22 protein-coding genes and 2 pseudogenes are annotated in these 23,636 nt (G+C 63.7%); 18 read left to right on the top strand and 6 right to left on the bottom strand.

Going from position 1 to position 23,636, the window contains the following annotated elements:
* Positions 1-79: 79 nt before the first annotated feature.
* The 5 genes and pseudogenes from QC821_RS06525 to QC821_RS06505 all read left to right on the top strand — a co-directional run bounded on the left by QC821_RS06525 (position 80) and on the right by QC821_RS06505 (position 3,251).
* Positions 80-982 (top strand): helix-turn-helix transcriptional regulator, encoded by a 903-nt coding sequence (locus tag QC821_RS06525; protein WP_309718596.1) that lies wholly within the window; start codon positions 80-82, stop codon positions 980-982.
* A 97-nt stretch (positions 983-1,079) separates the two neighbouring features.
* Positions 1,080-1,457: pseudogene (locus QC821_RS06520) on the top strand (putative sulfate/molybdate transporter); the annotation flags it as partial.
* 18 nt (positions 1,458-1,475) lie between these two features.
* Positions 1,476-2,222 (top strand): putative sulfate/molybdate transporter, encoded by a 747-nt coding sequence (locus tag QC821_RS06515; RefSeq protein WP_309719109.1) that lies wholly within the window; start codon positions 1,476-1,478, stop codon positions 2,220-2,222.
* A 230-nt stretch (positions 2,223-2,452) separates the two neighbouring features.
* Positions 2,453-2,692 carry a GNAT family N-acetyltransferase gene (locus QC821_RS06510; protein WP_309718593.1) on the top strand — a complete coding sequence of 80 codons (240 nt, stop codon included), beginning with the start codon at positions 2,453-2,455 and terminating at the stop codon, positions 2,690-2,692.
* 34 nt (positions 2,693-2,726) lie between these two features.
* A complete protein-coding gene (locus tag QC821_RS06505; protein WP_309718590.1) occupies positions 2,727-3,251 on the top strand; it encodes a carboxymuconolactone decarboxylase family protein in 525 nt (174 codons plus the stop codon).
* On the opposite strand, the gene chrA is transcribed toward QC821_RS06505, so the two are convergent.
* Positions 3,248-4,621 carry a chromate efflux transporter gene (gene chrA / locus QC821_RS06500; protein WP_309718587.1) on the bottom strand — a complete coding sequence of 458 codons (1,374 nt, stop codon included), beginning with the start codon at positions 4,619-4,621 and terminating at the stop codon, positions 3,248-3,250. The two genes, QC821_RS06505 and chrA, sit on opposite strands and share 4 nt — an antisense overlap.
* An 82-nt stretch (positions 4,622-4,703) precedes the next feature.
* Here chrA and QC821_RS06495 point away from each other — a divergent pair, with 82 nt between their 5' ends.
* Positions 4,704-5,669, top strand: coding sequence for a chromate resistance protein ChrB domain-containing protein (locus QC821_RS06495; RefSeq protein WP_309718585.1), 966 nt, complete (start codon positions 4,704-4,706; stop codon positions 5,667-5,669).
* Between the two features lie 60 nt (positions 5,670-5,729).
* On the opposite strand, the gene QC821_RS06490 is transcribed toward QC821_RS06495, so the two are convergent.
* Positions 5,730-6,491 carry a RodZ family helix-turn-helix domain-containing protein gene (locus QC821_RS06490; RefSeq protein ID WP_309718582.1) on the bottom strand — a complete coding sequence of 254 codons (762 nt, stop codon included), beginning with the start codon at positions 6,489-6,491 and terminating at the stop codon, positions 5,730-5,732.
* A gap of 15 nt (positions 6,492-6,506) precedes the next feature.
* Positions 6,507-7,241 (bottom strand): HupE/UreJ family protein, encoded by a 735-nt coding sequence (locus QC821_RS06485; RefSeq protein ID WP_309718580.1) that lies wholly within the window; start codon positions 7,239-7,241, stop codon positions 6,507-6,509.
* A 141-nt stretch (positions 7,242-7,382) separates the two neighbouring features.
* On the opposite strand from QC821_RS06485, the gene QC821_RS06480 reads away from it, so the two are divergent.
* The 3 genes from QC821_RS06480 (at position 7,383) to QC821_RS06470 (ending at position 9,470) form a co-directional block, all read left to right on the top strand.
* Positions 7,383-7,715: a hypothetical protein gene (locus tag QC821_RS06480; RefSeq protein ID WP_309718577.1), complete on the top strand. Its 333-nt coding sequence runs from the start codon at positions 7,383-7,385 to the stop codon at positions 7,713-7,715.
* 83 nt (positions 7,716-7,798) lie between these two features.
* Positions 7,799-8,074, top strand: a complete 276-nt coding sequence (locus QC821_RS06475) for a metal-sensing transcriptional repressor (RefSeq protein ID WP_309718574.1) — start codon at positions 7,799-7,801, stop codon at positions 8,072-8,074.
* Between the two features lie 25 nt (positions 8,075-8,099).
* Positions 8,100-9,470 (top strand): MFS transporter, encoded by a 1,371-nt coding sequence (locus QC821_RS06470; RefSeq protein ID WP_309718572.1) that lies wholly within the window; start codon positions 8,100-8,102, stop codon positions 9,468-9,470.
* Positions 9,471-9,527: 57 nt separating this feature from the next.
* On the opposite strand, the gene QC821_RS06465 is transcribed toward QC821_RS06470, so the two are convergent.
* The 3 genes from QC821_RS06465 to QC821_RS06455 all read right to left on the bottom strand — a co-directional run bounded on the left by QC821_RS06465 (position 9,528) and on the right by QC821_RS06455 (position 12,545).
* Positions 9,528-9,710 carry a hypothetical protein gene (locus QC821_RS06465; protein ID WP_309718570.1) on the bottom strand — a complete coding sequence of 61 codons (183 nt, stop codon included), beginning with the start codon at positions 9,708-9,710 and terminating at the stop codon, positions 9,528-9,530.
* The gene (locus QC821_RS06460; protein ID WP_309718567.1) at positions 9,710-11,989 is read right to left on the bottom strand and encodes a heavy metal translocating P-type ATPase; all 2,280 of its coding nucleotides are present in this window, start codon (positions 11,987-11,989) and stop codon (positions 9,710-9,712) included. The genes QC821_RS06465 and QC821_RS06460 overlap by 1 nt, the downstream gene beginning before the upstream one ends.
* Positions 11,990-12,068: 79 nt before the next feature.
* Positions 12,069-12,545, bottom strand: a complete 477-nt coding sequence (locus QC821_RS06455; protein WP_309718565.1) for a Spy/CpxP family protein refolding chaperone — start codon at positions 12,543-12,545, stop codon at positions 12,069-12,071.
* Positions 12,546-13,795: 1,250 nt separating this feature from the next.
* Here QC821_RS06455 and QC821_RS06450 point away from each other — a divergent pair.
* The 9 genes and pseudogenes from QC821_RS06450 to trkI all read left to right on the top strand — a co-directional run bounded on the left by QC821_RS06450 (position 13,796) and on the right by trkI (position 23,615).
* A complete protein-coding gene (locus QC821_RS06450; protein WP_309718563.1) occupies positions 13,796-15,403 on the top strand; it encodes a multicopper oxidase family protein in 1,608 nt (535 codons plus the stop codon).
* A gap of 77 nt (positions 15,404-15,480) precedes the next feature.
* Positions 15,481-16,347 carry a WD40/YVTN/BNR-like repeat-containing protein gene (locus QC821_RS06445; protein ID WP_309718560.1) on the top strand — a complete coding sequence of 289 codons (867 nt, stop codon included), beginning with the start codon at positions 15,481-15,483 and terminating at the stop codon, positions 16,345-16,347.
* 11 nt (positions 16,348-16,358) lie between these two features.
* Positions 16,359-17,150, top strand: a complete 792-nt coding sequence (locus tag QC821_RS06440) for a hypothetical protein (RefSeq protein ID WP_309718557.1) — start codon at positions 16,359-16,361, stop codon at positions 17,148-17,150.
* 162 nt (positions 17,151-17,312) lie between these two features.
* Complete coding sequence (locus QC821_RS06435; protein ID WP_205600930.1) at positions 17,313-17,873, top strand: hypothetical protein; 561 nt, start codon at positions 17,313-17,315, stop codon at positions 17,871-17,873.
* A 104-nt stretch (positions 17,874-17,977) separates the two neighbouring features.
* Positions 17,978-19,375, top strand: coding sequence for a cardiolipin synthase (cls, locus tag QC821_RS06430; RefSeq protein ID WP_309719107.1), 1,398 nt, complete (start codon positions 17,978-17,980; stop codon positions 19,373-19,375).
* Positions 19,376-19,522: 147 nt separating this feature from the next.
* Positions 19,523-19,861, top strand: coding sequence for a hypothetical protein (locus tag QC821_RS06425; protein ID WP_309718550.1), 339 nt, complete (start codon positions 19,523-19,525; stop codon positions 19,859-19,861).
* 154 nt (positions 19,862-20,015) lie between these two features.
* Positions 20,016-20,846: a prolipoprotein diacylglyceryl transferase gene (lgt, locus tag QC821_RS06420; protein WP_309719104.1), complete on the top strand. Its 831-nt coding sequence runs from the start codon at positions 20,016-20,018 to the stop codon at positions 20,844-20,846.
* Positions 20,846-21,898, top strand: a complete 1,053-nt coding sequence (locus tag QC821_RS06415; protein ID WP_422720012.1) for a L,D-transpeptidase family protein — start codon at positions 20,846-20,848, stop codon at positions 21,896-21,898. The genes lgt and QC821_RS06415 overlap by 1 nt, the downstream gene beginning before the upstream one ends.
* 236 nt (positions 21,899-22,134) lie before the next feature.
* Positions 22,135-23,615: pseudogene (gene trkI, locus QC821_RS06410) on the top strand (Trk system potassium transporter TrkI).
* Positions 23,616-23,636: the final 21 nt, after the last annotated feature.

The following is a 23,636-nucleotide window of genomic DNA, read 5'->3' as shown; positions in this document are numbered from 1 at the left end:
TTTCCCGAATGAAACTCTGTGGGGCAGTATGTGCATAATAAAGGGGGGTATCACCTACTACTGAAAAGCGTGCAGCCATATGACAGAAAATGAAAAAGCTGGGGCCCATCGGTACCTGACAACCTCCGAGGTCGCTGCGTACCTGCGGATGAAGGAGCGCAAGGTCTACGATCTGGTGCGGCAGGGGCTGATCCCGTCGACCAAGGTAACCGGCAAGCTACTGTTTCCGCGCGACAGTGTTGATCTGTGGGTAATGAACCATCTGGAGGGGGATCAAGCTCCCCGGCATACGGCCCCGCCGGTACTCGCCGGCAGCCAGGACCCGTTGCTGGACTGGGCGGTTCGGGAGGCGGGCGCAGATCTGGCTTTCTTGTGCAACGGTAGCGGAGACGGCGTGAGGCGGCTGCTTCGGGACGAGGCCACAGTGGCTGGCCTGCATGTCATCGACCACGCAACCGGCAACTTCAACGATCCTGCTCACCTGGGGCTGTCGGGGATGCGGGACCTGGTTATCATACACTGGGCCAGGCGTACGCAGGGATTGCTGGTGAAGCCAGCCAACCCGCACGGTATCCGAGACTTGGCTGACCTGGCATCCCCTGCCGTGAGGGTTGCACATCGCCAACGTGGGGCAGGTTCGGATGCCTTGTTCCGCTCATTGTTGGAGCACCTTGAAATCACCGCGAGTGAGCTAAACTTGGCGCCTTACGCGTCACTGAGCGAGGACGATCTGGCGCTATCGATCCGGGAAGGAGAAGCTGATACTGGCCTGGCAGTAGAGGCAGCAGCACGCCGCCATGGGCTCGATTTCATCCCGCTGCACCAGGAAGTGTTCGACCTTGCCATGCGACGCCGCGTGTACTTTGAGCCCCAGGTTCAGAGGCTGATGACCTTTGCCCGAAGTGAACGCCTCCACGCGCGGGCCGAGTCCATGGGCGGATATGACATTTCTCACCTCGGTGAAATAAGGTTCAATGCATGAAGGCTACACCTTGCAGCCATGTAAAGTCTCGCAGCGAGGTTGGCAAGATGATAAATAATTGCCTGTCTTCCCAGGCTTTTTTTTCAGGCGAAGAGAGGTGGTAGGAATTGGAGTAAGGGGCGAGAGATTTGTCTTCACCTTACGGGAGGTGAATGGAGCGCTGGGCGACATTGGCACGCTCTTGCCGCTTATGCTCGGCACAATAGCCTTGGTCGGGCTGGCTCCGACTCCAGTTTTGTTGGGGTTTGCCGCTTTCTATATAGGATCAGCGTTTTACTATCGTCTTCCTATACCAGTGCAGCCCATGAAGGCGGTAGCTGCAGTTCTTCTCACGACTGGGATCAGCCCTGGTGGACTTGCAGCTAGCGGCGTCATGATCGGGTTGACACTATTGCTTCTCGGCTGGACGGGGTGGATCAACAGAATAGTCCGCCTCGTACCTCAGTCGGTAGTGGCGGGTCTTCAGCTTGGGCTCGGGCTCGTTCTCGCTTACATGAGCCTGGACCTGATGGCATCGGCGCCGTTGATTGCAATGGTGACCCTAGTATTGCTTGCCGGCCTATTAGTATCACCGCGTTATCCGGCCACGCTGGTGGCGCTGGCAGCGGCGACTCTTCTGGCTCAGGCACTTGATGTGCCAGGAATGATTTTCGGAACGCTTTCAACAGAAATGGTGTCGCTTCCGGTATGGCCCTCGCTGGCCGAGATCGAACGCGCGATTGCGGTTTTCGTGCTGCCTCAGCTATCGCTAACCTTCACCAACGCTGTTCTGCTCACGGCCCTGCTTGCGGGTGACTATTTCGGTGCACGATCTTCCCATGTAACGCCTGTACGGCTCTCGATCAGCAGCGGTCTCGCGAACCTGTTCCTGACCCCCTGGGGTGCCTTGCCCATGTGCCATGGTGCGGGTGGACTTGCCGCACATTATCGCTTTGGCGCACGCAGCGGTGCCGCTCCTCTCATGATTGGCGTAGCGTTGATCGCATTCTCGTTGTTGCCAGGTAAGTTTGGTCTGACCATTCTCGCAGCCATACCAGCGGCGGGGCTGGGGGCTCTGCTGTTGGTGACAGCAGGGCAGTTGGCTGCCACCAAGCGATTACTTGACTGCAAGCCAGCGTGCTGGCCGGTGATTGCCGTAACGGCAGGTGTCACGGTAGTAGTAGATCCGTTTTGGGGGCTGCTAGTAGGGGCCGGCGCCGAGGCCATTCGTAAGCGTATTGTTTGTGCGCTGGTTAAGTAGCAGGGCCTAGGTGAGCCCAGACTAGACCGAGGCTCTTAAAACTGAACCGTTCCGGCTTTCTCATCCTGATTATCGCGTGACTCTCATCTTGATTGTCGCTCTGCACCGATGATGATCCGATCTGAGCTTAGATGACCTGTCAGGCGGTCCGAAGGATGGGGTCCACTTCAATCTTCCCGCTTCCGAGACCTACGTCTACGACGACGGCCAAGCGGTAAGGGGGGGGCTCATTGCAGGGCAGCGCGCTTGCCGCGCTGTTCGTCGCCCCTGCCTGGCAAGGGCAGGGCATTGGCCGTGAGCTGCTCGAGCGGGCCCAGCGATGGCGCAACGAGCTGACCATCGAGGTCTATAAGGAGAATCACCGAACCATCGGGTTCTATGAGCGCTGCGGGTTCGCAGCGGTCACGGAGAAAGTCTGCGCCCACGCCGGTCATAGGGAACTGGTGATGCGGTGTGTGTTCAGCCGTTAGGCATTATCCCCCTTTAACGACGCGGAGCCTGCCCATGCAGTCGAGGATCGAACTCCTTTCGGCAGATGCCATGAGCCCCGAGCAGCGGGCCATTCACGAATCGATTCTCGCAACGCGGGGCAACGCCGACGGGCCCTTCCTGGCCTGGCTGCATAGTCCCGGCCTGGCGGGGCCTGCCCAGCAGCTGGGCGCCTTTTGCCGCTATGAGAGCCAGTTGACGACCCTCGAGAGCGAACTGCTGATCCTGCTCGTTGCTGCGCATTTCCGTTGTGTCGGCGAGCAGCAGATACACGAGCCCATCGCGATAAGGGCGGGGCTGGCGGAACAGGCGGTGGCGTCGATACGTGAGGGCAGTTGGGCCGATCTCGCCGCTCCACGGCTTGGCATGCTGCAGACGCTGGCGCGCCAGCTGCTGGCCGACAATCGCATCGACGATGCGACGTTCGAGGCAGCCCAGCAGGCGCTGGGCACGCAGACGCTGGTCGAGGTGGTGGGCATCATCGGCTATTACTCACTGGTGGCCATGACGCTGAATGCATTCGAGATGAGACTGCCCTAGAACACCAAGGAAAACAGCACCCCGAGTAGCGCACAGCTGCCCAATACCGTGAGCATGCCTACCTTGAAGCGGAAGATGGCAAGCATCGCCGCGGCAGACAGCAGCAGGGCAAGCGGTTCCAGCGAGGTCAGGTCCGGGATCAGCAGGCGAGCCCCCAGGGCGTGCCACTCCTCCACCTCGGCAAAGATCACGTGAAGCCCGAACCAGATCGCCAGGTTGAGGATGACGCCGACCACCGCCGCGGTGATGGCCGACAGGGCGGCGCTGAGGGCGCGGTTGTCGCGCAGGCGCTCCACGTAGGGTGCGCCGAGGAAGATCCACAGGAAGCAGGGCACGAAGGTGACCCAGGTGGTGAGCACCGCCGCGAGCGTTGCCGCCAGCATGGGGGCGAGCCCGATGGCCTCGCGGTAGGCGCCCATGAAACCGACGAACTGCACCACCTGAATCAGCGGGCCTGGGGTGGTCTCGGCCATGCCCAGGCCGTCGAGCATCTCGCCCGGCGCCAGCCAGGCGTAATTCTGGACCGCTTCCTGGGTCACATAGCCGAGCACGGCATAGGCGCCGCCGAAGGTCACCACCGCCATCTTGCTGAAGAAGGTGGCGATCTGACTGAAGACGTTTTCGCTCCCCAGGGTGGCCAGCAAAATCACGACCGGCGTCAGCCACAGCAGCACAAAGATGGCTGAGACGCGCAGCGACCAGCCGGGGTTGGGGCGGGCATGGGCCGGCAGTCCCTCACCGAGCAGCGAGTCGCGGTCGCTGAGCCCCTGGTCGTTGCCATCGCCATGGCTGCCGCCCACCTGAAAGGCGGCCATGCCGCGCTTGCCGCCCCAGTAACCCAGCAGCGCCGCACTCAGGATGATCAACGGGAACGCCACGTCGAAAAAGAAGATGGCCACGAAGGCTGCCGCCGCCAGGCCCAGCATGATCCGATTCTTGAGCGCCCGCTTGCCGATTCGCACCACGGCATTAAGCACTACCGCCAGAACGGCGGCCTTAAGGCCGAAGAACAGCCCCTCCACCAGGCCCACGTTGCCCAGCGTTGCATAGAGGAAACTCAGCGCCAGGATAGCGATGAAGCCGGGCAGGACGAAGAGACAGCCGGCGACCAGGCCGCCCTTGGTACGGTGCATCAGCCAGCCGATGTAGATCGCCAGCTGTTGAGCCTCTGGCCCCGGCAGCATCATGCAGTAGTTGAGGGCATGCAAAAAACGCCGCTCGCCGATCCACTGCTTCTCCTCGACCAGGATACGATGCATCACCGCGATCTGGCCGGCTGGGCCGCCGAAGCTCAGCATGGCAATGCGCAGCCAGACCATCACGGCCTCACGGACGGGAACCTGATGGGGCGTTTCATTGACGGGGGGCATGTACACTCTCACGAAGACGATGGCAGCATAATTTTGTAGAGCGTATAACATACATGTTACGTGTACAACGATGATGGATGGCATGGTAAACGATAAAAGACGCTGGCTGATCTTGGTCATGAGCCTCAGTGGACGGGCGGGTAGTGCTCGTATGCGGATCTGGCGGGCCTTGCGCAGCATGGGCGCGGCCGTACTGCGTGACGGTGTCTACCTGTTGCCGGCAAGCCCATCCCTGTACCTGGCGCTGCAACAGCAGGCCGCTGCTATCCAGGCACTAGGAGGGAAGTCCCTGCTGCTTGAGGTAGATGATACGAGCATGGAGACAACGGAGGTGCTGCCCTCCCTGTTCGATCGGGGGTCGGAGTATCAGGAATTACTCGAGGCGGTCGCCAGTTGGCAGCAGGAGTGTCCCAATCTGGAGGAGCGCGAGGCGCAGCGCCGGCTTCTTCAGCTGCAGCGGCGCTTTCAGGCCCTTATTGAGATCGACTTCTTTCCGGGAGCAGGAAAAGAGCGAGCCGTCGCGGCCCTGGCAGACGCCGAGGCTACCTATAACCGTAGCTTCGTACCCGATGAGCCCAAGGCCACCCGGGCTGAGATTACCCGTCTGGAGCGAAGCGCATTTCGCGGCCGCCTATGGGCTACGCGTCGTCACCTGTGGGTGGATCGCGTGGCCTCGGCCTGGTTGATCCAGCGCTTCATCGACCCCGAGGCGCGCTTCCTGTGGCTGGAAAGCCCTGAGCAGTGTCCGCCGGAGGCGCTAGGGTTCGATTTCGACGGTGCCGCCTTCACCCATGTCGACGACAAGGTCACCTTCGAAGTGTTGCTGGAGAGTTTCGGGCTGGTGGCGGATGCCGCCCTGGTGCGGCTCGGCGAATTGGTGCACTACCTGGATGTCGGAGGAGCTCCCGTACCCGAAGCGGCTGGACTGAAGCTGATGTTGAGCGGCGCCCGGGAGCGCTGTGCGGATGACGATGCCCTGCTTACCCATGTGGGTGTTTTGTTGGACGACGTATACCAAGCCTTAGTCAATGTCGATGGCAGTGCTTGAGAATAAGTAGCAAAGCCCCGGCCATCTTCACTCGGCCGGGGCAATGAGGGCAGTACCGAGTTACAGCATGCGCTTCAGCTCCCCGTAGTCGCCGCTGACTCGCAGCACCACTGTTACCTCGTTGTCGTTACGATTACGGAAGAACCAGCCGTGGTTGCCGGTGAAGGCCGCTTCCAGATCGCCCTCGTCCTCGGGCACGCCGCGCCCCTTCTCGTAGCTGATGGAGTTGCCGTTGCCATCACCGTGGGTGTCGAAGTTGATAGGTCCTCCGTCGGATGCCCAGGCGAATGTGGCGATGGCGCCTTCCTCCATGGTCAGCTTGTACTCGGTGCCTTCGCCCGGTGTCAGGGTAAAGCTCACTTCATCGCGCCAGATGGCCGTCTCCTCGGCTGTCTCCTGGGTAGACGAGGCGTTGGCCAGCGCCTGGTCGTCCTCGGACTGCTCCGTCTCCTGCACAGGCGCACTAGGCGCAACTTGGCTGACCTCACTGTCCGGCGTGGGGGCCGGCTGATCGACAGCTGTCGCGACAACGCCTTGATTGTCCGCCGTCTCCTGAGGTTGGGCGGGTTGCGACACCTGTTGTGCAGCGGCTTCGTCGTTGGCGCGGTCGAGCTCGGCCTCTTCGGCCAGCTGTTGCTTGATTTCTCCCATCTGGGTCAGCCCCAGCAGGCGTCCCGCGCCGGTGGGGTCGATGGCGTACTCGGAGGGCAGCACCACGGTCACCAGCAGGGCGGCGGCCACAATGGCGGCCACCAGGGTGGAACGGATCAGCTTCCTGGTAGAGGGAAGCTCGGCACGGGTGGGTAGATCGGTGTTGTACATTGGGGACTCCCTGAATCAGGCGACGAAGTAGCCGGTGAGTTGGTAACCGACCAGCATGAAACCGGCGCACATCATGGCGACATTGGCGGTGTAGGCGTGGCGCAGGAAGCCGGCGGTGCGTCGCCAGAAGCCCATGACGATGAGGATCGCGCTCAGGGCCAGCAGTTGGCCGATCTCCACTCCGACGTTGAACGCCAGCAGATTGGGCACCAGGCCGTCAGGCGAGATCTCGTACTCGATGATCTTGCTCGATAGTCCGAAGCCGTGAAACAGGCCAAAGATCAGCGTTGCCGCCTTGGTATTGGGCTGAACGCCGAACCAGCGCTGGTAGGCGCCGATGTTGTCCAGCGCCTTGTAGACGACGGAGAGCCCGATGATGGCATCGATGAGGTAGCTGTTGATGCCGATGTTGAAGTACACCCCCAGCAGCATGGTCGTGGAGTGACCAATGGCGAAGAGGCTGACGTAGATGGCGATGTGCTTCATCCGGTAGAGGAAGAAGATCACCCCCAGCAGAAACAGGATATGGTCGTACCCCGTCACCATGTGCTTGGTGCCGAGATAGACGAAGGCGATCAGGTGAACGCCATAGATCTCCTGGATATAGCCCTTGTCGCCTTCGGCGACGGCGTGGGCAAGGGCATCACCGCTGGCTCCCAGGAGCAGCACCAGCAGCGTGAGCAGGGCCAGGGTGTGGCGTCGCGCCATAGCAGGCAGGCCGAACGCACCCCCTATTCGGGATGGAAACATGAAACCTCCACGAGTCTGTCATTGAATCGGCCGTCCGGTGGACGGCCCCGGTCATCCTTCGATAACCGGCCGTGGAGGGCGCTCCAGGCGGTAGACGCGGCGTAGCGGAGCGCCACCCCATTCACCTATTCGCGGGGCTTCGTGAAACCCTGGCTCGAGGAGCATGCCTGCTACGAGTCGGTCCACTTTGTCGTGAAAATGGCTACTCTCGTGGTGCAATTGACGGCTGTCATCCTGCTCATGGTCATGCTTATGCGCATGGCCATGCCCGCCGTGCTGAGCTTCCTGATGAACGGTCTCCAGGCCAGCCGGGCTTACCGCTCCGTGGGCATGCGCTTCCCCCACACTGGTCATGACCAGACCGGGCACGATGAGAATAAGCAGGATCAGGTAACCGAGGCGATGGCGAAGCCGGTTGAGCATGAAAGTAATGTACCAGGAGGGCAGCGAAACGTGACTTCGAGTAGCGCATAGCCCTGACGCGGGTCATTGGCACAGCACCGGCAAGAGCTTAACATCCCCTCCCAGAGGATAGGAATAGAATAAAGGAACTGAAGATGACACCGCATACTCACCAGTCGCACCCTGACATCATCAACCGCCTGAGCCGCGCCCGGGGCCACCTGCAGAGCGTGACCCAGATGATCGAGGACGGGCGCTCGTGCCTGGACATCGCCCAGCAGCTTCACGCTGTGGAAAAGGCCATCCAGCAGGCCAAGCGCACCCTGGTGCAGGACCATATCGACCACTGCCTGGAGGAAGCGCTAGGCCCTCAAAGCCAGGAGCAGCGTGCCAGGGTAGAGGAGTTCAAGACGATCACCCGCTACCTGTAGCGCCACCGCCCCGAGAGGAGGCCCCATGCTCGACGTGCTCGCCAACCGCGTCTACCGTCACCTGTTCGCTGCCCAGGTCATTGCGTTGGTCGGCACAGGCCTGACCACGGTGGCCCTGGCACTGCTGGCCCATGACCTGGCGGCGGGGCAGGCGGGGGTCGTGCTGGGCACGGCACTGGCGATCAAGATGGTGGCCTATGTTGGCATCGCGCCACTGGTGGGCGCCTATGCGGCGCGCCTGCCACGGCGCTGGCTGCTGGTCGGCCTGGACCTACTGCGAGCGGCGGTGGTCTGCGCGCTGCCTTTCGTCACCGAGGTGTGGCAGATCTATGTGCTGATCTTCCTGCTCAACGCCTGCTCGGCAGGCTTCACACCGGTCTTCCAGGCGACAATCCCCGACATTCTGGAGGATGATGGGCAGTACACCCGGGCGCTGTCGCTGTCGCGCCTCGCCTATGACCTGGAGAACCTGCTGAGCCCGGTGGCCGCGGCGGCGCTGCTGATGGTGATGGGCTTCGATGTGTTGTTCGTGCTCAACGCCTTGGCCTTCCTGCTCTCGGCGGCATTGATCGTGTCGGTGACACTGCCCTCGCCTCGTCCGGTGGCGGACGCGCCGGGCGTCTGGCAGCGCGTCTCCCATGGCCTGAGGATCTACCTCAAGACGCCTAGGCTGCGCGGACTCTTGGCATTGAACCTGGCGGTATCGGCCGCCGGGGCCATGCAGATCGTCAATACGGTGGTCTACGTACGCTCGATGCTGGGGCTGGGCGAGCGCGAGGTAGCCCTGGCCTTTGCCGCGGCCGGTGGGGGCTCCATGCTGGTGGCCTTGCTGCTTCCCAAGGTGTTGGATCGGTTGCCCGAACGGCCGGTCATGCTGCTGGGCGGCTTGCTGATGACCCTGAGCCTCTCGTTGGGTCTGTTCGGCCCCGAGCTCGTCGGGCTTCTTGGGTTGTGGCTGCTGCTCGGCGCTGGCGCTTCGCTGGTCATGACCCCCGCCGGGCGCCTGCTCAAGCGCTCCTGTCAGTCGGAGGATCGACCGGCGCTGTTCGCCGCGCAGTTTTCACTGTCGCACGGCTGCTGGCTGGCGACCTATCCGCTGGCGGGCTGGATGGGAGCGCATCTCGGCCTTGCTGAAACCTTCGCCGTGCTGGGAATGGTAGCGTTGGGGGCAACGGCGCTAGCGGCACTGGTATGGCGTGCCCATGATCCGCTGGTTCTCGAGCACGATCATGCCCCCATGACGCATACCCATCTGCATTACCATGATAAGCACCATCAGCACGAACACGAAGGGTGGGAGGGGCCGGAACCCCACTGCCATCCTCACCACCACACGCAAGGCCGACATCGGCACATCTTCGTGATCGATGGACACCATACGAGATGGCCACGGTGATATGTCGGCATGGCTCACCTTCGGGGGCCGTTGCAATCCGCCACAGCTGGCGCCAGGTTACTTGTCCTGTTCCCGGTGCCAGTGACGATGCAGCAGCCAGTGGGCGCCAAGGCACATGGCCATGGGCAGTAGCAGCCAGGCGCCGCCGCCCAGCGACTGGGCGCGCCACATCAGCAGCAGCATGACCGCCGCCATCAGTCCCACGCAAGCGGTCATCATCCAGTGGTGAAGGCGGTTCATTAGGCTTCTCCTTGCGGGGTTTCGCGAGTGAAGCGCCGCTTGAGCAGCAGCGAGTTGCCGATCACCGACAGCGAGCTTGCGGTCATGGCGATCACGCCGATCATCGGGTGAAGCAGGCCCAGGGCCGCGATGGGGATGGCCGCGATGTTGTAGCCGCTGGCCCAGATCAGGTTCTGGACGATCTTGCCGTAGGTGGCGCGGGAGAGATGCATGGCCTCTACCACGCCGGTTAGCTCGCCGCGCACCAGGGTCACGTCGGCGGCCTCGATGGCGACGTCTGCACCGGCGCCGATGGCGATGCCGACGTTGGCCTGGGTCAGCGCCGGGGCGTCGTTGATGCCGTCACCAACCATGGCCACGTGGTTGCCGTGTTTTTCCTGGAGCGCGCGAATAGCGTCGACCTTGCCTTCCGGCAGCACCCCGGCCTGAACCTCATCGATGCCGACCTCCTTGGCCACGGCGCGTGCAGCGCGTTCGTTGTCGCCGGTGATCATCACCACGTGCAGGCCGAGGGCGTGCATGCCGCGAATGGCCTCGATCGACTCTTCCTTGAGGGTGTCGGCCACGGCCACCAGTCCCAGCGCTTGGCCGTCGGCGGCGACGATCACTACGGTGCGGCCCCTGCCCTCGAGCTCGCTCATGGCGTCATCCAGTGCCTCGAGGCCCTGCACACCTTCCTCTTCCAACAGTCGACGGTTGCCGATCAGCACCGACTCGTTGCTCACCCGCCCCGAGACGCCGCGGGCGCCAGTGGAGCGGAAGTCCTGAACCTCGCCGGGCTCGGCGCCGCGCTCCCGGGCGCCCTCGACGATGGCCCGGGCGATGGGATGCTCCGAGGCGTTCTCGACGCTCGTCGCCAGGGTCAACAGCCGGGCTTCGTCGACGCCTTCTGCGGCCACCACCTCGGTGAGGGTCGGTTCGCCGCGGGTGATGGTGCCGGTCTTGTCGAGCACCATCACCTTGACGTCTTTGAAGGTCTGGATCGCCTCACCGGAGCGAATCAGGATGCCGCGTTCGGCGCCGATGCCTGAGCCGACCATCAGCGCGGTGGGGGTGGCCAGGCCCAGGGCACAGGGGCAGGCGATGACCAGCACCGCGACGGCGGCGAGGATCGCCAGCACCGGGGTGGCGGCCTCGGGATTGACCCAGGGCAGGAAGCCGGCGCCCCAGTCGAGGATCGGACGCATGATGTCGGGCACCAACAGCCAGACGATCAGGCTGGCCAGGGCGATCAGCAGCACCGCCGGCACGAAGCGGCCGGTCATACGGTCGGCAAACTCCTGGATCGGCACCCGCGAGCCCTGGGCCTGGTCGATCAGGCGCACCACCTGGGCCAGGAAGGTGTCGCCGCCGACCCGAGTGGCCTTGACCCGCAGCCGGCCCTCCTTGTTGAGGGTGGCGCCGATCACGCTGTCGCCGCGGCTCTTGTAGACCGGCACCGATTCGCCGGTGGCGATGGACTCGTCCAGATGGCTCTCGCCATCGACCACCTCGCCGTCCGTGGGGACCTTGTCGCCGGGGCGCACGATCATGATATCGCCCGGTGCCAGCTCCTTCACCGGGACTTCGACCTCCTCGCCGTTGCGCTCCACTCGGGCGGTCTTGGCGCCCAGGGTCAGCAGGCGGCGGATCGCCTGGGAGGCGCGCCCCTTGGCCAGAGCCTCCAGGTAGCGCCCCAGCAGGTGGAAGGTCATGATGGTGGCGGCCATCTCGATGAACGAGGTCATCGGATAGACGAACCCGATCAGCCCGATCAAATAGGGCGGCAGGCTGCCCATGGAGATCAGCACGTCCATATTGAAGGTGCCGTTCTTCAGCGAGCGCCAGCTCGATTTATGGGTGGCGATACCGCCGTAGAGGAACACCACCGGGAAGGCCAGCAGCGCCACGATCGCTAGATAACCGGGAATCGGCTGCCAGAACATATGCGGCATCATCAGCAGCATGATCAGGGTGGTGGGCACGCCGGCAATCCATAGCCGCTTGCGGGCCTGGCCGAGATAGGCTTCCTCGATCTCGGCGTCACTGTCGCCTACGTCGTCGCCTTGGTCTTGCACCGCCGCGACGTCATAGCCGGCGCCTTCCACGGCGCCTTTCAGTGCCTCTCCGTCGGGGCCGTCGTCGTCGAGGGTCACGCTGACCCGATGGTTGGCGATATTGGTCTCGATCTCGCCCACGCCGTCGAGGCGCTGGAGCGTCTTGCGCACGATGCCGGCACAGTGGTCGCTGCCCATGCCGGGCACCGTGAGGGTGATCGTCTTGGCCGTCGAATCGGTCATCGCATGCCTCCTGCTAGCGGGCCGAAGGGGCGGCCATTGGCGAGCCGCCCGTAGGTTCTGACGCGTCTATCGCCGCGATTCAGTGGTGGGCGTCGTGGTCATCGGGATCGACGCTGCTCTCGGGTACGCTTCGTTCGAGCTGCTGGCGCTGCTCGTCGGTGAGCAGGTCATGCATGGCATTCCGCATGCGCACCATCTCGGCCATCATTTCGCCATGCAGCTCGGCCATCTGGCCGTGGAGTACCTGCACGGCCTCCGGGTCGGGGCGCTCGCCGTGCATCTCGGCCATCAGGTCGTCGCGCAGGTTCATCATGCGACCCATGCGCTCGAACTGGGCAGGGCGGTGCTCCTGCATCAGCCCACGCATCTCGCTGCGCTGCTCGGGTTCGAGCATCTGCATCATGCCCATGCCCTTGCTCATCATCGGGCAAGGCATCATGCCGCCGGCCATCATGCCCTGCATCATCCCGGGGCCCATGCCGCCCTGATCGCCGCCCATCATGTCCCCCATCATGCCAGGGCCCATGCCGGCCTGGCTGCCCATCATCCCACCCATTATGGTGCGTCCTTGGCTCGTTTGGTCGCCCATCATGCCTTGCGCGAGGACGAGGCCGGTGCCGCTTACAGCGAGTGACAGGGCAAGCCCGAGGGCGATAGCGTGCTTATGAGTCTTCATGTTCATTCTCCCGTCGGGCAAGAGAGCCCGATCGATGATCATCACCTACATTCTGCGAGCTGTGTGGGGCACACAGGTCAATGTTCGTTCGTCACTGTCAACGATGAGTGAGCCGCGAGACTCAGGACCGGAATCGCTGCGTGAGCAGGTAGAGGGGGATGACCGGGGGAATGGAAGGGGGCAGTACCGCGGGATGATGGGCAGGCGGGCGAATGGGCGCTTCGCTGTCGTCATATGCATCATGATCGGCGTCGTGATCGAGGCCGAGCCGGGGTAGGGGACCCACAGTCTGGAACGCCGCGTGCCCATGATCGCAGCGTGGGGTCTCGGGTGGTGTGGTGAGTCGCGGAGAAGACGTGCCCTCAGGCGCAGAGAGCGCAAGGCCAGCCGGCGCTACTGCGTTGCTGGGAGACCCCGTTGGCTCGGTATGGGCGTGGGACAAGCGAGGTGCTACCACCAGTATCAACGCCAGCAGAAAAACGCTGAGCCAGAATGACCGGCCGCAGTGCTTTGATCCGGGATGTGGCGCGGGTGCGGCTGTGTCCATGGCCTGAGGCTCGACTGACGTGGCGTTGTACTTACCCTAGTGCATCGCCGCCACCTTGCTATTGATGCAGATCAAGGGCACATCGATGGTAAACCTGCGTGCGGGACGCTGGTTGCGGGCGTCCTTGGGCGCGTGAAATACTCGCGGTCCGTTTGGCTTGCATGGCCTTATCAGCACATGTCTCGACTCTGTCACTACTGGCGCATCGGCCTAATGATCCTGCTACTGGCGTTGGCAGCGCCTGTGGCGGCGCAAGACCATCATGGTGACGGCCCCTGCCCGCAGAACCTGGCCAAGCACAGCCAGGCGGGGTGGGACTTGGCTACAACCGCCGAGATCGACGAGTCTCATCCGGTTGCCGCGTCTCCTTGCAGCATGCCTTGCGCCCAGTGCGGAGCCTCAATGGCTGAGCTGGCCACCCGCCAAGTAGTATCTGGCCACTTCACGGCCAGCCCGGGCCTGGGCAATCCCTCCAGATCTATCGCCCCCTTCGAGCGTCCTCCTCGCGCCTGAACCCTCTTGCCCCTGTTGCACCGTGGTAAGCGATCCCCGGTGAGAGTGTTCATGTCATGAGGACAAGTTGATGAATCGTCGCGACTTTCTAGGCTATTCGGCGCTAGGCGCCTTGGTGCTATCTACCGCGGGTGGCATGGGCTTTGCTTTATCCCGCCAACATCCCCATTCGGCTGCCCCGGCCATGCTTACCGCCTTGCCGGAGGGTGGCCAGGCACTTCAGCCGCTGCCTCGTATCGTCAATCTGAGCGATGCTGCCGGCCATTTCCAAAGTGCCTTGACCCCGGCGCCCCATGCAGTGCCACTGAACGACGAGCTGGAAGCCAGGCTGTGGCTCTACAACGGCAAGGTACTGCCGCTGATTGAAGTGAGGGAAGGCGATGAACTGGATGTCACCCTATTCAATGAGCTGTCGCATGAGACCACCGTGCACTGGCATGGCGTGCCGGTGCCGCCGGCCCAGGATGGCGCCCCGTGGGACGCCGTGGCGCCGGGCGAGTCCCGCCAGTACCGCTACACCCTCCCCGAGGGCAGCGCCGGCCTGCACTGGTTCCATCCTCACCCACACCATGGCACCGCCCGGCAAATCGCCCACGGCTTGGCAGGCGCACTGCTGGTAAGGCCCGCTCAGGACGTGTTGCCCGCGGAGGTGGAAGAGCACCTGCTGATGGTCAGCGACCTGCGTCTCGATGTGGAGGGGGAGGTGGCAGCGCATACCGCCGAGGACTGGATGAACGGCCGCGAAGGTGAGCTGCTGTTGGTCAACGGCCAGCGCGAACCGCGTCTGGATGTGGCACCGGGTACGACGCTGCGGCTACGGCTGGTCAATGCCTGTGCCGGCCGCTACCTGCGCCTGCGCCTGGATGCGCACGAACTCACCCTGATCGGCACCGATGGCGGGCTGATCGGGCGGCCGCGGCCACTCGAGGAACTGCTGCTCACCCCGGGGGAGCGCGCCGACCTGCTGGTAAGGGTAAGTGAGCGGGCCGATGAACGCTTCCTGCTGGCAAGCTACCCCTATGAGCGCGGCTGGATGGGCGCTCGGCCGCCACACTTGGACGACGTGTTGCCGCTGCTGTCGATCAACACCCTAAACGCCGGCGTCTATCCTGCCGTGGCACTGCCCGAGCGTCTGGGACGCGTCGAGCCCCTGGGCGAGCCGGACGTACGGCGCCGGGTGGAGTTTAGCGAGGTGATGCCGGGCCATGACGACCACGGCGAGGGCCACGCCGATCCCCATGCCGAGCATGGAGGTGGCAGCGACAGCCACCACCACACCCATGGCCCGGGGGCCAGTCATGCCGCCCACGGTGCTGGTCAGGACGGCGATGCTCGCCCGGAGGTGGACTTCCTGATCAACGGGCGTGCCTTCGCCATGGACGAGGTCCTCTTCGAGGGCCGGGCCGGCGAGGTAGAGGAGTGGGAGGTCTTCAACAACTCCCACATGGACCACCCCTTCCATGTACACGGTACTCACTTCCAGGTGATCGCCACCCGCGATGCCGACGACGAGTGGCGTGAGGCGCCGTGGCTGGCCTGGAAGGACACCGTCAACCTGGCACCCTACCAGCGTCTCAAGCTGCGCATGGTGTTCCGCGAGCCTGGCGACTGGCTATTCCACTGCCATATCATCGAGCACGAGGAACTGGGCATGATGGCGACGATCCGCGTGAACTGAGGCTGCCCTATGACACCGCCAAACGCGGCGCTGCGCGCCAGCTCCGGCCTTACCCGAATGAACGAGGACCTCTTGCGATGCGCGACTTCCGACGTGCTTTCCTGCTGCTGACCGCCGTGGCGAGCCTGCTGCTGGCGGGCTGTTCCCGCGAGCCGGAGGGCATCAGCCTCGAGCAATTACGCCAACAGACCCATATTCACGGCCTGGCCTTCGACCGCGCCGACAGCGAGCGGATCTGGCTGGCCACCCACCATGGCTTCTATGCCATCGGTGCTGATCGGCTGGCGCGCCGAGTGTCGGAGGAGGCCCATGATTTCATGGGCTTCACGCCGCACCCCACTGACGCCGAGACTTTCTTCGCCAGCGGCCATCCGGCCCGGGGCGGCAACCTTGGCGTGGTAGTCTCCAGCGATGGCGGTAAACACTGGGAGCAGCGCTCGCCTGGCGCCGATGGTCCGGTGGATTTCCATCAGCTCACCGTCAGCGAAGCCGACCCCGACGTGCTCTACGGTGCCTTTTCCGGCCAGCTGCAAGTCAGCCACGACGGCGGCCAGCAATGGCAGATTCAGGAGCGGACCCCGGACGGCCTGATTGCCCTGGCGGCCTCGAGCCGCGACTCCGAGCATCTCTATGCCGCCACCCAGGATGGCCTGTTGCTGAGCCCGGATGGCGGCCTGCGCTGGCGCCCGATTCACCCCGAGCGCCGTCCCGCGAGCCTGGTGGTGGCCCATGATGGGCGGCTCTATGCCTTCATGCTGGGTGGTGGTCTGTTAGTGGCTGAGGAAGCCAACCGCGAGTGGGAAGTCGTAAAACGAGGCTGGGGTGAACGCTACCTGCTGCACCTGGCGGTTGACCCGAACGACCCCGAGCGGCTAGTGGCGGCGGATGACGAGGGCCGGCTGTTGCTCAGTGACAACGGTGGGCGCGACTGGTCGACGCTGTAAGGTGGCTCTTGATGCTGGAGAAGAAGCGAATGAGTCAGCACCCCCCCCCGGGACAGAAGAGGATGGGCAAAGCGTTTGAAGCCTCGGCGGAGGCGACTACCTCAGTGGGGAAGTACCGCCTCCTGAAGCACCTGGCTGTCGTGCTCATCGGTGCCGTAGTGACATACCTTTTCTGGGCCAGCCGCCTGGAGTGGGATAATGAGATGCGCACCTGGCGGGCCTTTGGGGACGCGGCCTTCACCCTGCTGTTCGTCGCCTTGTCCATTGGCCCCGTCGCGCGCCTCTGGCCAAAGGTGATGGTCTCACTTATGCACTGGCGGCGGGCCTTCGGTATCTGGTTCGCGCTGTACGCTGCCGTGCATGCCTACCTGGTGTGGGACGGTTGGGCACGCTGGTCGATAAGCGGCTCCCTGGGCTACCAACACATTGACAATATCGGGATTCCGGGGCCGGTCCTCGTAGACCCCGGCTTCGGGCTGGCGAATCTGATCGGCCTGGTGGCCCTGTTCTGGGCACTCGTCCTGATGGCGATATCCTCTGATCGCGCCATACGCTATCTGGGAAGTCGGGCCTGGAAGCATCTACAACAGTATGCCTATGTCATCTTCTACTTGGTCGCCTTGCACGCCTCTTATTTTCTTTTCCTGCATTACGAGCTTAGCTTGAGGAACCTGGCCTTCCAGCGAGGCGTGCCGGACCCCAACTGGTTTCGGTTCTGGTTCCTGGGGCTCGTCGGTATTCTCTTCGTCCTGCAGACGGCGGCAATGATCAAGACCTTTCGCCATAGACGGGGCCGGGCCTGAGCATGATGGCTCGCTTTGGGCACCTTAGAGCGACGAGTCTCAAGAAACATCTGCCGTTCAACTTGGGGGCAGGGCACCGCTTGCCTGGCTTCGCGCGGCGTGGAACACTGGCGCCTGTCGTTGCCCACTGCATCGACCCCTCTCTGTTCTGGAGCTTTCACCATGGCTGGAGCGCGAGCCGGATGCGGCAAGTCGAACCGGCTGCTGGCCACCCCGGAGTTCAACGTGGCGCTCTTTGCGTTTCTGCTGAACTATCCGTGGGAGTTCCTCCAAGTACCGCTGTTCGCCGAGATGCCGGAAATGGGGCACTGGGACGCTGTTCTCTTCTGCACCCGGGCGACCCTGGGGGACGTGCTCATCGCGCTCGTGGCCTACTGGGCCGTGGCGGCGGTACTCCGGCAGCGCGACTGGTTGCTTCGGCCTCACGGCAGGGCGATAGCCGGTTTCGTGGTCGTCGGCGTGGTGATCACGATCGGGCTGGAGTGGCACGCCACCGTGCTGCAGGATCGCTGGCAATACGCCGAGCGGATGCCCACCCTGCCGCTGTTGGGGACGGGGCTTGCGCCGCTGCTGCAGTGGCTCGTCTTGCCACCGCTCGTGGTGTGGCTGGCGCGCCGACTGATGCTCGGCGAAGCCTGTCTGCGCAGGCCTGACGTCGGTGCTCCTTGCACTGGCGACTCGGCAACGACGGCTAAAGAGGAACGTCGAGAGGACTCCCCTTGATGGGCCGCGCCGGCAAGGCCGAGCGAAGTGAGGAGCTAGTCGTGTCACCATCACAGAACGCGCCTGCCAGGCGTCGCTGGCCCTGGCGCCGGCTCTTGCTTGTGATGGGCGTCGCCCATCTGGTGGGCCTGGCCTCATCGCTGGACGCCATGATGTCGAGTCGCACCTCCCAGGGCGCAGTGGCCTGGATCGTCTCACTGAACACGGTGCCCTATGTAGCGGTGCCCACCTACTGGGTGTTCGGGCGTGCGAGGTTCCAGGGCTATGTCTCGGCCCGGCGCGACGAGGACTCGGTGCTAGGACAGGCGCTAGCCAGTAAACTTGCCGAGCTGCGCGCCCACGGCGTTTCTGCGGCTCACAGCGATAAGCACTTGGTGGGCGTGGAGCAGCTGGCCAAGCTGCCGTTTCTCGGCGGCAACCGGGTGGAGCTGCTGATCGATGGCGAGGCGACCTTCGAGAGTCTGTTCGCCGGCATCGGGGCCGCTGAACGCTATCTGCTGGTGCAGTTCTATATCGTACGCGCCGATGAGGTGGGCCTGGCGCTGCAGACTCGCTTGATCGAGAAGGCTCGGCAGGGCGTCGAGGTCTACTTCCTGTATGACGAGATCGGCAGCTATGCCCTGCCGGGGAGCTATCTCAGGGCGCTGGAGGAGGCCGGTGTCCGCGTGCACCGCTTCCACTCCACCCGGGGGCCGGGTAATCGCTTCCAGCTCAACTTCCGTAACCATCGTAAGATCGTGGTGGCTGACGGTGCCCGGGCCTGGGTCGGCGGCTTCAACGTTGGCGACGAGTACCTGCGCGGTCATCCACGCATTGGCCCCTGGCGGGACACCCACCTGATGATCGAGGGGCCGGCAGCCCTGGCGCTGCAACTGGTGTTTCTCGAGGACTGGCACTGGGCCACCGAGACGTTGCCCGAGCTGCCCTGGGAGCCTGTGGTGCCCACCCACCACGCGTCGCCGGTGCTGATCCTTCCCACCGGTCCCGCGGACCGTTTCGAGACCGCCAGCCTGATGATCCAGCAGGCGATCCATGCCGCCCATGAGCGGATCTGGATCTCCAGCCCCTACTTCGTCCCCGACGAGGGCGTGCTGGCGATGCTCAAGCTGGCCGCTCTGAGCGGCGTGGACGTACGGGTGCTGATTCCGGAGCGGCCGGACAATCCGCTGACCTACTTTGCCGCTTACGCGTTTCTGGATTCACTGCTGGATGCCGGTGTCGAGGTCCACCGCTTCGAGGAGGGGTTCCTGCACGGCAAGGCCTTTCTGGTAGATGACGTCGGCGCGGCGGTGGGCACCGTGAATCTGGACAACCGCTCCTTTCGCCTGAACTTCGAGGTGACGGCGCTGGTGATGGACCCGGCATTCGCCGCCGAGGTCGAGGCGATGTTCGAGGCGGACTTTTCCCGCTCGTGGCGGATGCGCCCCGGCGAGGTGGAGGCGCAGCCGCTCTGGCATCGGGTCGCGGCGCGAGCGGCATATCTACTCGCCCCGATACTCTGATGTCGTCGACTAGCAAAAGACCCCAGGCGCGTTTGATATCGAGGGCACCGTACGGCCGACCTGGGTGCGGCCCCTCGGTTGTAGGGCGCCGAACGCCATGAAATACTGCCTCTCATTATCTTCCCCACTGGCTGTTGACTCCGACTCATGCTGCGCCTCCTGCTTTCCTGGCTGCTGTTCCTACCGTTGGTGCTTGCCCTGGCGCTGCCCTCGGCTGCGGCGGAAGCAAGTCATCATGGTGACGTGAGCTGCCCGATCCAGCCTGAACCGTCCGTAGCGCTGCTTTCCTCGCTCGACGTCGATATCGCAATGGATGCAGGACAAGACGATAGCAGTAGCGGCTGCGTGACCTCCTGCGTCAATCTGTCCGGCGGCGCCTCCCCCGATACCGGACTGCTCCCTCCCTCCAGCGAGGCCCTTCGCGCGCCGGTCGTCGCCTGGCTGTCGACCTCTCCTGGGCGTCTCGAGCGCCCCCCTCGCGTCTGACTCGTAGCTGATTGGCGGCTCGTCTCGCTGACGAGCCAATCTTCACGAGAGACGAGAGGTTATCCATGACCTATTGCAAAGGCTGGCACGTCACCCGGCGGGTGGCCGTGCGGACAGCGTTTACGGCCGATGACGGTAAGCCGCGGGGGGACGTCTGATGGACTATCCCACTATCGATCCAGTGGCGATTTCGCTAGGGCCCCTGCAGATCCACTGGTATGGCCTGATGTACGTGGTCGGCTTCGTCGCTGCCTGGTGGCTGGGGCGCCGACGTGCTCATCGGGTCGGCCTTAGCCAGGATGCCATCGGCGACCTGGTGTTCTATGCGGCGCTGGGGGTGGTGGCAGGGGGCCGCCTCGGCTATGCCCTGTTCTACGGTATCGAGCGCCTAGTGGCCGACCCGCTATGGCTGTTCATGGTCTGGGACGGCGGCATGAGCTTCCACGGCGGCCTGCTCGGGGTGCTGGTGGCGGCGCTGCTGTTCGCGCGTAGGCATCGGCTCGGCTACTTCCAGCTCACCGACTTTATCGCGCCACTGGTGCCGATCGGCCTGGGGGCGGGGAGGATCGGCAACTTTATCAACTATGAGCTGCCCGGTCGGGTCAGCGAGCTGCCCTGGGCGATGCCGTTTCCCCACATGGGGCCCGAGACACGCCACCCTTCGGCGCTGTATGAGTTCGCCCTGGAAGGCGTGGTGCTGTTCGTGCTGCTGTGGTGGCTATCCGCCGCGCCACGGCGGCGGGGGATGATCTCCGGCATGTTCATGCTGCTGTACGGCGTGTTCCGCTTCGCCGTGGAGTTCGTACGGCTGCCGGATGAGCATCTCGGCTTTATCGCCTTTGGCTGGGTCACCATGGGCATGCTGCTGACCGCACCGATGATCGTCGCGGGCATGGCGCTTGTCGCCTGGTCGCGTCGGCAGCCGGTCGACGGTGCGCTTGGCCACGGCGTGCTGCCTTCACGCGACCATGGGAGGGCATCCTGATGCTGCCACTTGCTAACCGAGTCACGGCCAGCGCGCTCTCCGCCAGGCGCGGCCAGTGTGCACTGCTGCTTGCCCTGTCGCTGCTGGTTGCGTCGCCAGCGCTGGCCGAGGAGGCCACAGAGTGGCCGCTGGGCCACTACCCCTTGCCGGAAAATGGCGATGTGATTGGCGAGACTTACACGATCATCGTCGAAAACGAGGAGGACACGCTGCTCGACATCGCGCGCGCCCATAACCTGGGCTACGAAGAGATCCGCCGCGCCAACCCTGACGTCAGCATCTGGGTGCCCGGCGTCGGGACCGAGGTGGTGGTACCGGCGCGGCATATCCTGCCCGATGCGGAACGCACGGGCATCGTGATCAATATCCCCGAGCTGCGTCTCTACTACTTCCCGGAGCCCGAGCCGGGGGAGACGCCGCGAGTCGAGACCTATCCAATCGGTATCGGCCGCGAGGGCTACGACACGCCGCTGGGCGTGACCCGAGCGACCATGCGGCTGGAGGATCCGGCCTGGTATCCGCCCCGCTCCATGCGTGAGGAGGCCGCAGCGCGAGGGGAGCCGGCACCGGCGGTAGTGCCGCCTGGGCCGGAGAACCCGCTTGGCAAGTATGCCATTCTGCTGGATATCCCTGGCTACCTGATCCACGGCACCAATGATCCGGACGGCATCGGCATGCGTGCCAGCCGCGGCTGTATCCGCATGTACCCGGAGGATATCGAGGCGATATTCGGTGCCGTGCCGGTGGGCACTCAGGTCAATATCGTCGACCAGCCGATCAAGGTGGGCTGGGACGATGGAACGCCTTTCGTGCAGGTGTATGAGCTGCTGGAGGACCAAGCGCACGGCATGGAGGCGCTGGTGGCGACGCTGGGGATGCTCGATCTGGAAGGTGGGGAGGTGCCGCATTTCGGCCAGCTTAGGAGATTATTGGAGCGCCCGGATGGCCAGGTGGCCGCCGTTGAGCCACCTGCCAACCCTTGCCCGGACGAACTCGACGACCAGCCCGATCAGGCGTCGGGGCTTTACCAGGTGCTCGATCTGCGGCGCTGACGACTCCCCATTAGTCGTCCGACGGGGCTCATCGACCAGTTGGGCCTGGTGTTGACGCGCCTCTTCCACCTGCCTGTGCTGCTGTAACTCGATGTAGGTCAGGGATGACTACCAAGCAGTCAGGGTAAAATACGCTCATGCCTCGGTGGCGGTTTTTACGGATTTTTTAGTCTGGGCTGTGGTGCCATGGTCGCCATCGGGCCCTGCGAGGGCGGTGCGACAGATAGGTCCAGTCCATGGCGAGTCTTTGGCATGAGTTGCAGGAGCAGTGGCGTAACTGGGCGCCGATCCTCAAGGTGTTATCGGTGCTGTGGCTGGTTCTGGCGGTCTTCATGGCCGTGCCCTGGGTGGTGCTGATCCTAGAGGAGGAGCCCGATGCGCAGGCCTTCGCCACGTCTATTGGCATCGTGCTCGGTGCGGTCGTCGTGAGTTGGCTGGCCACCCTGCGCGCCGAGTTTTACCTGAAGCCCGGGCAGATGTTCCTGGTGACCACCCTCAGTTGGGTCAGCATCAGCACCCTGGCCAGCCTGCCGCTGGTGTTGGGTGGCCCCAGCTTTCCTTCACCAATGCGGTGTTCGAGTCTGTATCAGCAATCACCACGACCGGCTCCACCATATTACAAGATATCGATGTTCTGTCTGACGGCCTGAAGCTGTGGCGAGGCATGATGCAGTGGCTGGGGGGCATCGGCATCATCGTGATGGGGATCGCCATCCTGCCCTTCCTCAAGGTGGGGGGTATGCGTCTCTTCCACACCGAGTCGTCGGACTGGTCCGACAAGGTGATGCCACGTACCGGTGGCATCGCCAAGGCCACCCTGTCGATTTACGTGGGCTTCACCCTGGTGGCCATGCTGGCTTATTGGCTTGGCGGCATGCTACCGCTGGACGCGGTGGTGCATGCCATGACGTCCCTGGCCACCGGCGGCTTCGCCAACTCGGATGCCTCCTTCGGTGCCTACGCCGAACAGCCTCATCTGCTGTGGCTGGGCTCGCTGTTCATGCTGATGGGCGCCATGCCTTTCGTGCTCTATATCCGCTTCCTGCGCGGCTCGCGCCTGGCGCTATGGCGAGACCAGCAGGTGCAGGGCCTGCTGGCGCTGCTGTTAGTGGTGATTGTGTTGCTTTCCGGCTGGCGCATGTGGCTCGGCACGCCGCCCTTCGAGGCACTGACCCATGTCACCTTCAATGTGATCTCCATCGTGACCACCACCGGCTATGCGTCGGACGACTACAGTACCTGGGGAGCGCTGGCCTTCGTGGCCTTCTTCTATCTGACGTTCGTTGGCGGCTGCAGTGGCTCCACTAGCGGTGGTATGAAGATCTTCCGGTTTCAGATCGCCAGCATCCTGCTGCGCAATCAGCTGCGTTATCTGATCCACGTCAACGGGGTCTTTACCACTCGCTACAACGGCCAGCCGATCACCGACGACATCACCCGGGGCGTGGTCGCCTTCTCGTTCTTCTTCTTCCTGACCATCGCCGGGCTGGCACTGGGACTGGCGATGATGGGGCTCGACATGACGACAGCGCTATCGGGAGCGGCCACCGCCGTGGCCAACGTGGGGCCGGGCCTTGGCGATACCATTGGGCCCGCCGGCAACTTTGCGCCGCTGCCGGATGCGGCCAAGTGGCTGCTGTGCGTGGGCATGCTGATGGGGCGGTTGGAGATCCTGACGGTACTGGTACTGTTGACGCCGATGTTCTGGCGGCGCTAGGCGGTTGTGCGCATGAAAGCT

It is taken from the genome of Franzmannia qiaohouensis (genome assembly GCF_031451695.1).
Taxonomy (GTDB): domain Bacteria; phylum Pseudomonadota; class Gammaproteobacteria; order Pseudomonadales; family Halomonadaceae; genus Franzmannia; species Franzmannia qiaohouensis.
The sequence above is the reverse complement of the archived record's forward strand: the minus strand, read 5'-3'. Positions and strand labels throughout refer to the sequence as shown.

Bases quoted from the DNA above. Each gene is read 5' to 3' on its own strand.
- QC821_RS06455 (WP_309718565.1), bottom strand. From the start codon at position 12,545: ATGGGTGGGATGATGGGCAGCCAGGCCGGCATGGGCCCTGGCATGATG.
- QC821_RS06485 (WP_309718580.1), bottom strand. From the start codon at position 7,241: ATGTTTCCATCCCGAATAGGGGGTGCGTTCGGCCTGCCTGCTATGGCG.
- QC821_RS06495 (WP_309718585.1), top strand. From the start codon at position 4,704: ATGGTAAACGATAAAAGACGCTGGCTGATCTTGGTCATGAGCCTCAGT.
- QC821_RS06515 (WP_309719109.1), top strand. From the start codon at position 1,476: ATGAGCCTGGACCTGATGGCATCGGCGCCGTTGATTGCAATGGTGACC.
- QC821_RS06425 (WP_309718550.1), top strand. From the start codon at position 19,523: ATGCTGCGCCTCCTGCTTTCCTGGCTGCTGTTCCTACCGTTGGTGCTT.
- QC821_RS06475 (WP_309718574.1), top strand. From the start codon at position 7,799: ATGACACCGCATACTCACCAGTCGCACCCTGACATCATCAACCGCCTG.
- QC821_RS06450 (WP_309718563.1), top strand. From the start codon at position 13,796: ATGAATCGTCGCGACTTTCTAGGCTATTCGGCGCTAGGCGCCTTGGTG.
- QC821_RS06465 (WP_309718570.1), bottom strand. From the start codon at position 9,710: ATGAACCGCCTTCACCACTGGATGATGACCGCTTGCGTGGGACTGATG.
- cls (WP_309719107.1), top strand. From the start codon at position 17,978: ATGGGCGTCGCCCATCTGGTGGGCCTGGCCTCATCGCTGGACGCCATG.
- QC821_RS06445 (WP_309718560.1), top strand. From the start codon at position 15,481: ATGCGCGACTTCCGACGTGCTTTCCTGCTGCTGACCGCCGTGGCGAGC.
- QC821_RS06415 (WP_422720012.1), top strand. From the start codon at position 20,846: ATGCTGCCACTTGCTAACCGAGTCACGGCCAGCGCGCTCTCCGCCAGG.
- chrA (WP_309718587.1), bottom strand. From the start codon at position 4,621: ATGCCCCCCGTCAATGAAACGCCCCATCAGGTTCCCGTCCGTGAGGCC.
- QC821_RS06460 (WP_309718567.1), bottom strand. From the start codon at position 11,989: ATGACCGATTCGACGGCCAAGACGATCACCCTCACGGTGCCCGGCATG.
- QC821_RS06470 (WP_309718572.1), top strand. From the start codon at position 8,100: ATGCTCGACGTGCTCGCCAACCGCGTCTACCGTCACCTGTTCGCTGCC.
- QC821_RS06525 (WP_309718596.1), top strand. From the start codon at position 80: ATGACAGAAAATGAAAAAGCTGGGGCCCATCGGTACCTGACAACCTCC.
- QC821_RS06490 (WP_309718582.1), bottom strand. From the start codon at position 6,491: ATGTACAACACCGATCTACCCACCCGTGCCGAGCTTCCCTCTACCAGG.
- QC821_RS06440 (WP_309718557.1), top strand. From the start codon at position 16,359: ATGCTGGAGAAGAAGCGAATGAGTCAGCACCCCCCCCCGGGACAGAAG.
- QC821_RS06505 (WP_309718590.1), top strand. From the start codon at position 2,727: ATGCAGTCGAGGATCGAACTCCTTTCGGCAGATGCCATGAGCCCCGAG.
- QC821_RS06435 (WP_205600930.1), top strand. From the start codon at position 17,313: ATGGCTGGAGCGCGAGCCGGATGCGGCAAGTCGAACCGGCTGCTGGCC.